Origin of the sequence: Chryseobacterium sp. c4a (genome assembly GCF_009900745.1) — a bacterium.
Lineage (GTDB): Bacteria > Bacteroidota > Bacteroidia > Flavobacteriales > Weeksellaceae > Chryseobacterium.
The window spans coordinates 13,056-28,250 of sequence record NZ_WXVU01000017.1; the positions used below are offsets into that span (position 1 = coordinate 13,056).

The window sequence follows — 15,195 nt, forward strand, 5'->3', positions numbered from 1 at the left end:
CCCAAGCACATTCAAGAATATTAAGCTTATCGTAAAAGAATACTGGGCTTTAAAGGCTAAATAAAATCAATTACTTTCTCCAGAGCTATTCCTCTGGAACCTTTTAATAGTATGTTTTCTGACTGAATGGTATGTTGTTTCAAATATTCAGCCAGCTCGGTGGTATTTTCAAAAGCAAGATCTGATGAATTTACTCCTTTAAAGTGTTTTCCAACAGTAATGATGGTATCAAATCCAAGTGCGTGGGCTAATTCTAAGATGTTTTGATGCTCTTTCACGCTCTCATCACCTAATTCTAACATATCACCAATGATAATCGTTTTACGACCTTCAAATGTGATAAAGTTATTTAATGAGGCTGTCATTGAACTTGGATTAGCATTGTATGTATCCAGTACTAATGTTTTGTTTTCTTTTTTCACCACCTGCGAACGCATATTGGTAGGAGTATACTGCTCTACCGCATGTTTTATTTTTTCAAAGCTGATTCCAAAATGAAGTCCAAGGCTTGCTGCTGCACAAAGATTCGTAAAATTATATTCACCCGTAAGTTTAGATACTGTCTTTTCTCCTTTATAAATTAATCCTACAAAATGATCTTCTGAGAATGGTTCAAAAGTATAATCCGACTCTTCTTTTCCAAAAGTGATCTTAGGTGAATAACCCTCCGTTTTTTCAACCTGAATAGGATCATTTTCGTTAACGATAATGGTCTGTTGATTTTCTTTAAGGTAATCGTATAGTTCAGACTTTCCTTTAATCACTCCTTCAAAACCACCAAAGCCTTCTAAATGAGCTTTTCCAAAATTGGTAATATATCCGAAATCAGGTTGTGAAATGGTACAAAGGAATTCAATTTCTTTTTGATGGTTGGCTCCCATTTCAATAACTGCCATTTCATGCTCAGGTTTGATAGAAAGAATCGTCAATGGAACTCCAATGTGATTATTTAAATTCCCGTAGGTATACTGAACGTTGTATTTTTCTGAAAGGACAGCATGAATAAGCTCCTTTGTGGTTGTTTTCCCATTGCTTCCGGTAAGACCAATAAAAGGAATATTAAGCTGGCTTCTATGATAGATGGCTAATTGCTGAAGGAATTCAAGAGTAGACGGAACGTAGAAAATGTTCTTATCTTTATTTTCAAATTCGGACTGTTCAACAATGACCGCCAGAGCTCCTTCGTCGATGGCTTTTTCTGCCAGTGTGGCAGCATTAAAGTTATCACCGGAAAAGGCAAAAAAGATATCATTTCTGGCTATTTTTCGGCTATCGATTGTTACTTTATCAGCCTGTAAAAATAAAGGATAAAACTGTTCTATATTCATGTGGAAATATATATTTTTCAAATAAATCACCATGTAATCACTAAATCTGTTTCAGAATTTTTCTGTGAAGCGATTTCATTGTTCAAAAATAAAAAACCTTCCGAAAATCCGGAAGGTTTTTTAAAAGTATTTTGATAAATATTATCTTCTTGTTCTGCTCTTATCGCTAGTTCTGGCATCCTGTGCAACACGGAATCCAACCCAACCATAAGCTCTACCTTGATTTTTATATCTTCTTTGTCCCGGATCCAGCCAATATGCCGTATCCTGCCAAGAACCTCCTTTTACTACTCTTACTTCGTTAGAGATCGCTGAAGTTCTGTCTTTAGTATCTTTTTGCATTTTCACTCTACCGTTTGCATCTACAATGAATCTCTGACGAGGAGCATTGTACATATCAAATCCTGCAGCTGAATCTGATTCTCTTCTGTACTCTAGAGAAGACATTTTATCACCATCTCTATAGTTTCTGTAATCAGCAATCGTTTCTCTTTCGAATTGTCCTGGAAGTCCTTTGTATACTAATCTACCGTCAGCTAAAGTATCATATTTGATGGTTCCTTCATCAATCATTTTGTAAGTACCGTCACCGTTTCTTACGATAGCCTGAGGCATATTTCCTCTGTAGTAGTTGAAATCGTTATAATCTTCATCGATGATAGGTCTGTAAACATCGGCAGTCCATTCTGCAACGTTACCATACATCCCATAGATTCCAAGGTCGTTAGACGGATATTGTCTTACATCTGAAGTTTGTGCAGATCCATCGTTCTTCCATCCAGCGATACCAGAATAATCTCCTTTACCCATTTTAAAGTTTTCAAGGAACATTCCTCTATCTCTTCCTTTGGTACCTCTCAATCTTTCGATTTCAGGTTTTTTACCTAGGTATTGGTTATATTCTCTGTTTTTCGCCATTCCTAATGCTGCGTATTCCCATTCTACTTCAGTAGGAAGTCTGAATTTCTGAACCATTGCTCCATTAGGTGCTCTGTTGGCTGCTAGCAATCTTTGGTTGGTAGTTTTCATACCAGCTTTTTGCTGCATTCTTTTTTCGTTGATGTACCCTTGCATTTCAGGATCATTCGCTTTGAATTTATCCATGTTGAAAGCAGTACCACCTTGGTTATTGGATTCGTTGATATACATATCTTTAGCAATGATACCTGCCTGCATCAAAGCTTTTTCATTAGCTCTGTCTGTCAACCATTCACAGTATCTGTTTGCCTGAGTCCAAGAAACTCCTACCACCGGATAGTAATCGAATTCCGGAGAACGAAGGTAGGTTTCATTATAATCGTTTCTAGATAATTTGTTGTCCCATAATAAGGTATCTGGTAAAGCACCGTTATAGATCTCCTTAAAACTAGGATCACTTGGAGGGAATACATACTTCAACCATGTAAGGTATTCGCGGTATTCGTAGTTAGTAATTTCTGTTTCTCCGATGAAGAATGAACTCACCTGCATTCTGCGTGGTGTATTATTCCAATCATGCATAACATCATCTTTCACTAATCCCATTGTAAAAGTTCCACCTTCTACATATACCATTCCCGGCCAACCCTTCTGCTTCTGTTGCTTTCCTGCAAAAAACCAACCCTGTTTTTCGTTTGGTTTCCAACCCGTTTTACTGACAAATTTTTTGGTACCGCCACCTTTGCTGGTTCCTGATCCGCCACAGCTGGTTAATGCAAGTGTAGAACTTAATGCTATTAATGAAAACAACTTTAGTTTTTTCATAGTCGATATAAATATTTTCAAGAGTACAAAGAAAAAATAAATTATTCAATAAATCAAATAAAGATTTGATTTTTTTGAACAACGATAACAAATTAATTTTATTGTATTACAATTTAATTCTAAAATTTTCATTTATTTTGTAATTTAGCAATTTCAATAATAAACATGAGACGAAAAATCACGCTTTTATCTTTAATCGCTTTTGCATCAACACTTTACGCTCAAAGAAACACCATAGAATGGAATGGTTCTAAAATTCAAGATTTTGGTGATACAAAATTAAATCTTCCAAATTTTAAAAATGAAGGTTTTTCTTTCAGCCAAAATAACGTTTTTATAGTAACAAAGCAAAGAATCGGAGAAAAGGAGCTGAAAATTTCTGACCTAGCGTGGGATGGAGTTTCTAATCAAGATTTATATGAACTGAACAAAGGCAGTCTTCCCGATCATGACATTGCAGAGGTAAGCTATTATACATTGGATGGAGAAAGATATGCCAGCATCAGTGTAGGATTGTTTAAGAATGTAAATGGACGTGTTCAGCGATTATCTTCGTTTAACGTCTCTGAAACTTCTGCCCCTATCAATACTTTTAAAAGTGTTAATAAAATAGGAACTACAGGCAATCCTCTTGCCAGTGGAAGTTTTTATAAAATAAAAGTAGATAAATCCGGGATCTTTAAAATTACAACCCAATTTTTAAGAGATAATGGAATTAACCCTTCTTCTGTAAATCCAAAAAATATGAGGATCTATGGAAATGGAGGAATTATGCTTCCTGAATTCAATCAGGATGCACGATATAGTTCTTTACAGGAAAATGCAATACAGGTAGTAGGTGAAGATGACGGCGTATGGAATGATAACGACTATGCTTTATTCTATGCACAAGGGCCCAATGGATACAATCTGTATGACACCAACAATGGAAATGGTTTCAAAAGAAGAGAGTCAAGAACAGATACAAGCAATAACCTTAAAAATATATATGATGATTTTTCCTATTACTATATCAACTTTGATAAAGGTACAGGAAAAAGAGTGCCCACTATAGATGGAAACTTACCTGCCCAACTGATTAACAGATATGACAGCTATCAAGTCATCAATAATGATCAGAAAAATTTATTAAAAGTAGGAAGAATATGGGTAGAAGATACTCCTTTCAGTACTGAAAAAGTGATTACCCTTACTACTAATTCTCCTATGCAGCCTACTGATGTGATAAAATACAGATCACAAGTAATAGGATACAGATCACAGCAAAATTCTCTTGATATTAAAATCAATGATCTTAATCCGTTTCATGATAATGTGCCTACTGATGAAGCAACTTATCAGTATAACTTCTATCCGATGAGATATAACGGGGTTATTACTAATCAGACAGGAAATCAAATCGTATTTAAATATAATCCGGATATTTCTAAAAACCCTAACGGAGCATTCTATTTAGACTACGTTGAAGTACAATATAAAGAGAACCTTTCTTTCAATGGCAGTCAAATGAACTTCAGAGATTTCTCTCTTGCCAGTGGAAGTAATACAGAGTATGGTTTTAGTATTTCCAATGCATCTTCTATAGAACAGGTATGGGATGTTACAGATATTACCAATGCCAACAGAAGAGTTAATAAAGCAGGAGCAGGCTCTTTCAATTTTGCTTATACGGCTGCTGACCAGAATTTCAACAATGAGTTTGTTGCTTTCCGTGCTGATGCTGCATTTACACCTCAATTTGTAGGAAGAATTGCAAATCAGAATCTCTCTGCTATCAACAATATAGACTATCTTATTCTTACTGTACCTGAATTGATGGGACAAGCGCAAAGACTGGCCAGTTATCATCAGACAAAAAACAATTACAAGGTAGAAATTGTAGATGTTAATAAAGTCTATGAAGAATTTGGAAGCGGAAGCAGAGACCTTACCGCAGTTAGAGATTTCGTAACAAAATTAAATACTCCTCAGGGCAGACTTAAATATGTATTCATTTTAGGGGATACTTCTTATGATTATAAGAATAGGGTTCCCAACAATAACAATATTGTTACCTCTTATCAAAGTGAGCATTCCGCTGATTATATACAATCCTTCGTTACGGATGATTATATTGTGATGACTCAGCCTCAAAATGCGCCTAATATTATATATAACCTACCAGATTTACCTGTGGGAAGAATTCCTGCAACCAATAATACGGAAGCAGCCAATATGATAGATAAAACGCTGGCTTATTATAATGCTCTTCCCGGACAATCAAGTCCTTTTGGAGATTGGAGAATGAAGCTGGATTTTGTGGTGGATGATAACGCAGAAGGCGATGGGCCTTTCCATGATGTCATGAACAAATCACTGGTCAATATATTTGAACAACCGGGGGTAACAACTCTGAAAGAATACAATGTAAGAAAACTGTATCAGGATGCCTTTACCGTACAAAGTACGGCAGCAGGGCCTAGATATCCTCAGGTAAACCAAGCGATCTCTAACAGTATCGGGAATAGTTTGTATTTGTTCTATTTTGGGCATGGGGGAATCAACGGCTGGGCTCAGGAAAGAGTACTAACCACTACCGAGATTCAGAATTCTAATAATTTTTCTAATGTATACAGCAGATTCCCACTTGTATCTACGATAACCTGTGAATTTACATTATGGGATGAACCTGCTACCAATTCTGCGGGAGAGCAGTTTATGAAACTTAAACAAGGAGGGCCTGCTACCATGATTACCTCCAGCCGTGCTATCAGTATTGATTATGGACGTAACTTCACCGATACTTTCACCAAAAATATTTTTAAATTAACGAGTGACGACTTTAATACATTAGGGTATTCTCATTTAAATGCAAAAAAAGAAACAGGGGTTAATCCAAACCACTTCAGAGTAAATGTATTGGGTGATCCGGCGATGAAACTGAGCAGACCACAAAGGTTATTAACTATTGATAATATTGAAACACCTGTTCCTGGATTAATCAGAGGTCTCGATTTTGTTAAAATAAAAGGACACATCAACAATCCTAACGGAACTTTGAACACAGCCTTCAACGGAAGAGTTTCCATTAATATTTTTGATAAAAGATTAAATAAAAAAACTCTTAACAATAACAACTGGTCATTCCCTGTACTCAATTATACTGAGGAAGGAAGTGCTATTGTAAAAGCTTCCGGAACAGCCGTAAACGGAGTATTCACTGCAGAATTCTATGTTCCTAAAGATATCAATTACGCTGTTGGCGAAGGAAGAATCCTTGGATACGCAGATAATAAGGTAACTGATGTATTCAATAACCAGTCTGTACAGGTTGGAGATATCAATCCTAATGGTATTAATGATAACCAGCCACCAAAAGTGAAGTTGTACATGAACAATACAAATTTTGCTGATGGTGGAATCACCAATCAAAATCCAATGCTTCTGGCATGTCTTACGGATGACACCGGGATAAACTCTACGGGATCAGGTGTTGGTCATGATATTACCGTATATTTAGACGGTCAGGTGATCAATACGGTTATCCTTAATGACTTTTATGCTCCGGGAGAAGGAAATGGATGTTTAAATCCTAGTCTTGCCGAGTATCAAAAAGGAAATGTAACCTATCCTTTCAGAAACCTTGCCATTGGACAACATCAATTAACATTTAAAGTTTGGGATATAAACAATAATTCTTCTACTGCTACGTTAAATTTTGAAGTTAAGGATGAAGCAGACCAACGTCTGACGATCAACCGCCCGTTGAACTGGCCTAATCCATTCACTAATAAAACGTATGTTCAGTTTGAACACAATTGTGATGATATCCTGGATGTGAATGTACAGATCTATACCATAACAGGGAGATTGGTAAAAACCATATCTCAGGCAGTAGTAGCTGAACCATTTTTGCAAGGCTTCAGAACTCCTCGCCAGGCTATAGAATGGGATGGAAGAGATGATTTTGGAGCTACTGTAGCAAAAGGTACATATATTTTTAAGATATTTGCAAAAAGTCAAAACCAAGAAAAATGTAAAGGAAGCGCTACTGCTGTAGAAAAAATGGTACTTTTGAAATAATTATATAGCACATAGATAATAAAATTAATAAAAAACTGATAATATATAAAAGACAACATATGAATTTAACTACTAAACTGCTTTTAGGACTTGGGTTAAGTACTGGTTTTCTGGGATATTCGCAAATAAACCCCGTACTTACCGGAGCTCCTTTCCTGAGAATTGCGCCAGACGCAAGATCAGGAGGTATGGGAGATCAAGGGGTAGTAACCTCTCCTGATGCATTTTCACAATTCTGGAATGCAGCAAAATATCCTTTTAGCAGAACAAGTTCTTCCATAGGTCTTACCTATACACCCTACATGGGAAAACTTACCAATGATGTATTCTTATTATATGGAGCATTCCATAAATTTCTAGGACAGGATGAAAGATCTACAATCTCTGCGAGTATTTACTACTTCAATATGGGACAAGTAGACCTTACACAGTTGGTAGGTAATGAAGTGACTTCAAACGGGGTATCAAAACCTAACGAATTCTCCATTGACGTTGCTTATGGTCTTAAACTTTCCGACTCCTACTCTATGGCTGTAACTGGTAGATTTATCCGTTCAGACTTAGCCGGAGGATTCAATACAGATAATACTCTTAAAGCAGCAAACTCTTTTGCTGTAGATATTTCAGCATACTATACTTCTGAGAGATTCTCAAGTTTTGGGGGCTATGATGGTAAATTAAATGCCGGTCTTGCTATACAAAACCTAGGTCCTAAACTGGACTACACCGGAAATGAAGAATCCAGATCTTATCTTCCTACCATGGCAAGATTAGGGATTGGATACGATATGTATTTAGATGACTTAAACAGAGTTGGAATCTCCGTAGAAGGTTCAAAACTTTTAGTACCAGGATCTGAATACGCTGGAGTAGATGCCTACAGAAGACCTAAATATGAAATTCCAAATGTTGGCCCAATAGCTGGTATCGGAAAATCATTCAAAAATCCGAACAGTATTATGTATAGTGGTGCTTTGGAATACTCTTATGACAATGCTTTTTCTGTAAGAGGAGGTTATTTCCATGAAAGTGAAGAACAGGGAGCAAGACAATTTGCTACTGCAGGTATCGGATTAAAGTATCGCTCTTTCGGACTGGATCTTTCTTACCTGATCAATATGTCTAAAGTGAACACTGCATTGGATAACACCCTTCGTTTTGGTCTTACCTGGAACATTGGTGAAGAAACTTCCAACAATGACCGTTAGTCAAATTCAACAATTATACAAAGCCTCACCTTATTTACGTGAGGCTTTTTTATTGAATTCATTCAGTCAATCCGCTTCATTCGTCAATTTCTGCAGCCTACCAATTCACCATTCACTTTGTGAGGCAAAAAATGACTATTGACTCAGCTTAATCCAACTTCTCAACACTTTCTCCGACTTTATTAAAAAAATATAACATTTAAGTTTACAAAAGTCCTTCTTTTATGACCATTCTTTTAAATTCAATAGCTATTTTTGTAGTATGAACTATTCGGCGGAGCTAAAAAAATTTGTGACCAGTCAATATCTGTATTCTGCAATCAGAATTACATTGGCCACTGTTCTCCCTTGTTTAGTTCTTGCTCACTTTGGAATTCTAAAAGAATATTTTCTTTTCCCTCTCGGAACCAGCTTTGTAGCCTTGACTGATCAGCCGGGGCCCTTTATCAGAAGAAGAAATGCTTTGGCATTTGCCATTTGCTGCTTTGTCTTCGTTGCCTTAATCGCAAGTCTGGTGATGAATTTTAAGATATTGGTACTTCTGGAGATCATTGTCTTTGGAATGTTCTTCTCCTTAATTGGAGTATATGGTCAACGATTGGCTGCAGTAGGCTCATTATCACTGGTAGTACTCGCCATCTTCATTGACGGGCACCTTACAGGAGCTGATATTTTTAAAAGCTTACTGATATTTGCCTGTGGATGCATCTGGTTTTTATTGATATTCCTTGTGGTAACCACCATCCGTCCTTATAAGCTGGCAGGTCAGATGATTGGAGAAAACTACCTTCAATTGGCGGAATTTTTAAAAATCAAAGCTAATTATTACCAGAAGAATCCTGATTTTGACAAACTGACAACTCAGGTCATTGCCAAGCAGATTGAAATAAAAAACCTGCAGGAAGATACTCGAGAAACAGTTTTTAAAACCAGAACGATCGTCAATGAATCTACAACAACCAGCCGTTTATTGATGTTGATGTTTCTTAATTCCATGGATCTTCATGAAAAACTGATGACTTCTGAAAGTGATTATCAGAAGCTTCAGCAAAGCTTTGAAGACAGTATGATCCTGGTCAACATTCATGATTATCTTAATCTTTTAGCAGAAGAAATTACCAATGTTGGGATCGCTCTCCAAAGTGGTACAAGAGCCAAACCCATGTTTAATCTTGAATTGGAATTAAAGAATCTCAATTATAATTACTTCGAACTTAGAAATAAACAACTATCTCCTGACAGTTTGGAAAACTTCATGGTTCTGCGTCAGATTCTGATGCGCATCAATGAAATCACCAAGGAGATCAATGAGATTTATAAAGTATTTTCACAGGATGTAAAGTTGGCAAAAAGTTTATCTACGGGATTAGACTTAAAGAAGTTCATGCCTAATGAACCCAAGCTTAACTCTAAGGTTTTAAGAAATAATATTTCATTATCCTCTTCTCATTTCCGCCATGCCATAAGGATTACCACGGCCTTGTTGGTAGGATATCTCTTTTCCATGTTTGATTTTCTGGGATTAGGGCATACTTACTGGATATTGATTACCATCACCGCTATTTTAAAACCAGCCTACTCTATCACCAAACAAAGAAACCTTCTCCGTCTCTACGGAACCGTTACAGGAGCAACGATTGCCTATATCATATTGCATTTTATACATATCAATAGTATCCTACTTGCCATTCTCTTGATCAGTATGATTATGTGTTTCAGTTTTCTGAAAGGAAAGTATTTTTGGGCAGTTCTCTTTATGACAATTTATATTTTTCTGAGTTTTAATTTTTTAAATCCCGGAAAAGTAGATGTTATTTTTAAAGACAGAGTTGTAGATACTGCTATTGCCGGGATTATAGCATTTGCCGTTTCCTATATTGTATTGCCTGTTTGGGAACATACACAGAACCTTGATCTGATGAAAAAATCTGCTGCAGATAACCTCATCTATTTCCAGAGTGTAATGTCTAAGTTCCTGCAGGGAAATTTCGATATTGAAGATTATAAAGTAAAACGAAAAAATGCAATCATTTCATTGGCCAACCTTTCGGATAATTTCCAGCGAATGATTTCTGATCCTAAAAACCAACAGAAAAAATTGGAGGTAGTTCATCAGTTCGTAGCAACATCTCATCTTATTACCGCTTACACTGCTTCTCTTTCTCAATATTCTAAAAATAATGAGCAATATCCTGAAATTGACGCAGAAAGCTGGAGTCGAAAAATAGAAGCAGAAATGCAGCAAACCTCAACTTTATTAAACGGAAACGATATCACCGAAACGCTTAGAATGGAAAGCCGTCTGGAGCCGGAAGATTCGTCTATTGAAGATATGCTGTTGAAAAGAAAAACCGAGATTGAGGAAAATGATATTGTTGACCGAAGAGATCCTGATAAAATTTCACATTTAACAGAGCTTAAAAATATCCATGATATTCTGGAACTGATTTATGATGTTGCCAAAGAACAGCGAAAGGTCATCGAAAAATATAAAGCTGAAAAAGTAGAAGAATCATAATACTTTCCACATATTTTATATTTCATCCATTTGGGAGACTCCTGCTTTGATCTATTTTGGCAGCAAAGTATAAAAACAACTGCAATGAAAACGGGAACAGACTATTCCTCTACAATAGTAAAGCAATAGTCATCAAAAAACTCTACTCTGGCTTTAAATTCATCTGAGAACTGATCATCATATACACGACAGCTGATCTTATGGAGGTGTTTCAATTCAAAAGGTTTTACTTCATAGTTTTTTTTCAGAGACCAGTATTTAGAATGGTGAATCTTATACATACTTTCTTTTACACTCCATATAATCGTATAAAAAGTATCGGCTTTATCCTCAGGAATAAAACCTCTTTCATTTTCATAAGTAAATTTATCAATGACCCTTAGAATTTTGGGATTGAACTTTTCAACGTCTATTCCTATTTTATTTTTAGAAATAGCAATCGCTGCAAAAGGGTAAGAATGGGTAATAGAAATTTCTGCGTCGTATGGGGAAAGAAAAGGTTCTCTTTCTTTGTATAAAATCTTAGAATCCGGTTTTAAGCCTTTCAGAAGCTTACGAACCATCAGTACTTCCAAGAGCTTTTTAGGATGGTAATCCTTTACCTTTTCAGCATTTTCCGGTTCCAGAAGCTCATTGATATTAAGTTCTTCACTTTCATCATACTTCCAAACAAGGATCGTAGCATTATCATCTGAAAAGTCGCGGTAAAGGGGCATTCTTTTTTTATTGGACAAAAATAAGGAAAAAGTTGGAAGATGAGAGATGGAAAACTGAAGTTTCTATTCACCAATCAAGCAAATTGAAATTTATTTAGAAAAAATTCAGAAGCAGATTTCTAATTAGCTTAACCACTAGAACCTCCTGCTTCCATCTTCCCTCTTCCATCTTCCCTCTTCCATCTTCCCGCCTGCATTATCCTAAAATAAGCTAAACCTAAGAAAACTTATAAAGAAACAGCTCTTCTCTTAGCTTAACAACCAGAACCTCCAGCTTCCCTCTCCCAGCATCCCTTCTTTTTTATTTTGCCTGATGGTTCACATCATTTCTATGCTCAATAATTTCCAGATTTGAATCTACAAAATAAGCGCTTCCAAAGCCGTTCACATAAGAACCTTTTGTAGGTTGTAAGGCAATTAAAATAAAATCACCCATTTCAGAAATCACATCTACTACTTTTCCGTGGGCTTCTTTTAGTTTTACAACAACATTATTCCATGTTTCTGAGTCTCTTTCAATCTGGGAAGTTGCAGCTTCCATTGTAAGACGTTCTCTTGCATAGATCTGTTTCGTAGCAGATTCATCCTCAATAAACATCATGGAAGTCTTTCTCCCTTCTGAAAGGTTTTTGGTATGTCTTGCCATGAAAGAAACAAGAATATAGAACGTATTATCTATCTGTACAAAAGGAGCATAACTGGAATTAGGATTTCCTTCAGCGTCTACAGTTGCCAGGATTACACTTTTTGATCTTTCAATCAGCTCTTTTACTTTTGGCGCAACAGGTTTTGCTTTTTTCTCTGTATGGGTATGATTCATAAGCTATAATTTATCTGATAAAAATAATTATTTAGATTAAGACTAAATAATTTTAAGTCATGTTTAATCTCATGAAAATGAAATTGATCTGTTGTTTTTTTATCTTAATTATAAATTGTAATTTTGCCTTTCGTTATCAACTGAATTTAAATTTATTCATTACATATGAGTACAACAACACAATACGTTCCTTATAAAGTTAAGGATATCTCCCTTGCAGAATGGGGAAGAAAAGAAATTACCCTTGCAGAAGCAGAAATGCCAGGTTTGATGGCTATTCGTGAAGAATACGGGCCATCTCAACCGCTTAAAGGAGCAAGAATCGCAGGATGTCTTCACATGACGATCCAAACGGCTGTGCTTATCGAGACATTAGTAGCTTTAGGAGCTGAAGTTACTTGGTCATCTTGTAATATTTTCTCTACACAGGATCACGCTGCTGCTGCTATTGCTGCTGCCGGAATTCCTGTTTACGCATGGAAAGGTTTGAATGCTGAAGAATTTGACTGGTGTATTGAGCAGACTTTATTCTTTGGTGAAGACAGAAAGCCATTGAACATGATTCTTGATGATGGTGGAGATTTAACCAACATGGTTTTTGATAAATACCCTGAATTTACAAAAGATATCAAAGGGCTTTCTGAAGAAACTACTACCGGAGTACACAGATTGTACGAAAGAATGAAGAACGGAACTTTAGTAATGCCGGCTATCAACGTAAACGACTCTGTAACTAAATCTAAATTCGACAACAAATACGGATGTAAAGAATCTGCAGTAGATGCTGTAAGAAGAGCTACTGACGTAATGTTGGCTGGAAAAAGAGTGGTAGTTTGCGGATATGGAGACGTAGGTAAAGGTACTGCTGCTTCTTTCAGAGGAGCTGGTTCTATCGTTACAGTTACTGAAATTGACCCAATTTGTGCACTTCAGGCTGCAATGGACGGGTATGAAGTGAAAAGACTAGATACTGTGGTAGATAACGCAGATATCGTAATCACTACAACTGGTAACTTCAACATTGTAAGAGGAGAACACTTCCTTAAAATGAAAGATAAAGCTATCGTTTGTAACATCGGTCACTTCGATAACGAAATCGATATGGCTTGGTTAAACGAAAACTATGGTTCTACTAAATCTGAAGTAAAGCCGCAGGTAGATATCTATACTGTAGAAGGAAAAGAAATCATCATCCTTGCAGAAGGAAGATTGGTAAACCTTGGATGTGCTACAGGTCACCCAAGTTTCGTAATGTCTAACTCTTTCTCTAACCAGACTTTGGCACAGATCGAGCTTTGGAACAACTCTGCAGCATACGGAAACGAAGTATATATGTTACCTAAGCACTTAGATGAAAAAGTAGCCGCTTTACACCTTAAGAAATTAAGCGTAGAGCTTGAAACGCTTTCTCCTGAGCAGGCTGACTATATCGGAGTTGATGTAAAAGGGCCATTCAAGCCTGAATACTACAGATACTAAGATTTTTAATTTTTATAAAAATTCCTTTGCATGTAATTGTAAAGGAATTTTTTATTCACCATATTTATAGAAAATTTAATTAATGAGCATAGATAGCTACCTCTTTATATTAATTTGCTACTCATCAATATTTATTTCTGGATTTTTTATTTCTAAAATTGTCAATTTTAAGACGGCAACCAATCGTTTTGAAAGTATTGATGGTTTTAGAGGACTTCTAGCAACCGGGGTTTTTATTCACCATTCTATAATTTGGAAAAATTATCTCTACACGAATATATGGGAATTACCTAAAAATCATCTTGCTGTACATCTTGGTGAAAGCTCTGTAGCATTTTTCTTCATGATTACCAGCTTTCTATTCACTAATAAACTTTTACAATCAGGAAGTCAGAATTTGATTTTTTGGAGAAACTTATTATACTCAAGGGTTTTCAGACTGTTCCCTTTATACTTTTTTGTGGTCACTATTTGTATCGTTTTCGCATTAGTTATAGATCATTTTATGCTCAATTCAACTCTATATGTTTTTTTAGCAAGATGCTTAAAGTGGTATATGTTCAACATTAAAGGGAAGGTAATTATTGGACAAGCTTACAATATTGATTTTATGCTAGCTGGTGTGGTTTGGTCATTACCCTATGAATGGTTATTCTATTTTACCCTTCCGATTATTGGAGCTTTTATGCTAAAGAACAAAAATGTAATCTCTATCATTGTATCAATACTCTTTATTGTATTATACATAAATCATAATACAATTAGACTAACCCATGTTATTTCATTCTTAGGAGGTATGATTCCGGCAATCATTCATTATTTTTATCCTAATATAAAATTAAGCAATAAACGATATGCTCTTTTAGCAATTTTTTGTTTAATTATAGGTCTGTCTTTTGATTCAAGCAGTCGTAATTATTTTTCTAAAACTTTTCTAATCATGACCTTTACTATTATTGCTTTAGGCAATAATTTATTTGGATTTTTAAAAATCAATTTTTTAAAATTTTTAGGGGAAATTTCATATAGCACTTACCTCATTCATGGAATTTTATTATTCACAACTTTTTATTTTATTGGCTTCGATACTATAAAAAATATGAATGGAAACGCCTATATGTTTTTGATATTTATCATTGCCATTATCCTAAATATAATTTGCTCATTTACATTTTATTTAATTGAGAAACCATTTATAAATCTCTACTATAAAATAATACGTAAAAAATAAATATAATATTGTAAATACGAATATATTACTCAATAAAAGCTCTTCTACATTGGAGAGTTTTTTATTTTAGAAGCCCATTCCCGCTATACA

At 35.5% G+C, this 15,195-nt stretch carries 9 protein-coding genes; 5 read left to right on the forward strand and 4 right to left on the reverse strand.

The window, feature by feature from the left end:
• Nucleotides 1-56: 56 nt before the first annotated feature.
• Both GTR01_RS19110 and gldJ read right to left on the reverse strand, forming a co-directional pair.
• The gene (locus GTR01_RS19110; protein ID WP_160139358.1) at nucleotides 57-1,328 is read right to left on the reverse strand and encodes a UDP-N-acetylmuramoyl-tripeptide--D-alanyl-D-alanine ligase; all 1,272 of its coding nucleotides are present in this window, start codon (nucleotides 1,326-1,328) and stop codon (nucleotides 57-59) included.
• 141 nt (nucleotides 1,329-1,469) lie between these two features.
• Complete coding sequence (gldJ, locus tag GTR01_RS19115; protein WP_160139359.1) at nucleotides 1,470-3,071, reverse strand: gliding motility lipoprotein GldJ; 1,602 nt, start codon at nucleotides 3,069-3,071, stop codon at nucleotides 1,470-1,472.
• A 165-nt stretch (nucleotides 3,072-3,236) separates the two neighbouring features.
• Between gldJ and porU the strand changes: the two genes are divergently transcribed.
• From porU to GTR01_RS19130, 3 genes are all read left to right on the forward strand, one after another.
• A complete protein-coding gene (gene porU, locus GTR01_RS19120) occupies nucleotides 3,237-7,133 on the forward strand; it encodes a type IX secretion system sortase PorU (protein WP_160139360.1) in 3,897 nt (1,298 codons plus the stop codon).
• Nucleotides 7,134-7,192: 59 nt separating this feature from the next.
• Nucleotides 7,193-8,341, forward strand: coding sequence for a type IX secretion system outer membrane channel protein PorV (gene porV / locus GTR01_RS19125; protein ID WP_160139361.1), 1,149 nt, complete (start codon nucleotides 7,193-7,195; stop codon nucleotides 8,339-8,341).
• A gap of 262 nt (nucleotides 8,342-8,603) precedes the next feature.
• Complete coding sequence (locus GTR01_RS19130) at nucleotides 8,604-10,859, forward strand: FUSC family protein (protein ID WP_160139362.1); 2,256 nt, start codon at nucleotides 8,604-8,606, stop codon at nucleotides 10,857-10,859.
• Nucleotides 10,860-10,960: 101 nt separating this feature from the next.
• On the opposite strand, the gene GTR01_RS19135 is transcribed toward GTR01_RS19130, so the two are convergent.
• Nucleotides 10,961-11,575 carry a 4'-phosphopantetheinyl transferase family protein gene (locus tag GTR01_RS19135; protein ID WP_160139363.1) on the reverse strand — a complete coding sequence of 205 codons (615 nt, stop codon included), beginning with the start codon at nucleotides 11,573-11,575 and terminating at the stop codon, nucleotides 10,961-10,963.
• 301 nt (nucleotides 11,576-11,876) lie between these two features.
• Complete coding sequence (locus tag GTR01_RS19140; RefSeq protein WP_160139364.1) at nucleotides 11,877-12,395, reverse strand: pyridoxamine 5'-phosphate oxidase family protein; 519 nt, start codon at nucleotides 12,393-12,395, stop codon at nucleotides 11,877-11,879.
• A gap of 165 nt (nucleotides 12,396-12,560) precedes the next feature.
• On the opposite strand from GTR01_RS19140, the gene ahcY reads away from it, so the two are divergent.
• Nucleotides 12,561-13,874 carry an adenosylhomocysteinase gene (ahcY, locus tag GTR01_RS19145; protein ID WP_160139365.1) on the forward strand — a complete coding sequence of 438 codons (1,314 nt, stop codon included), beginning with the start codon at nucleotides 12,561-12,563 and terminating at the stop codon, nucleotides 13,872-13,874.
• 82 nt (nucleotides 13,875-13,956) lie between these two features.
• Nucleotides 13,957-15,105, forward strand: coding sequence for an acyltransferase family protein (locus GTR01_RS19150; protein WP_160139366.1), 1,149 nt, complete (start codon nucleotides 13,957-13,959; stop codon nucleotides 15,103-15,105).
• The last annotated feature ends 90 nt before the right edge of the window (nucleotides 15,106-15,195 follow it).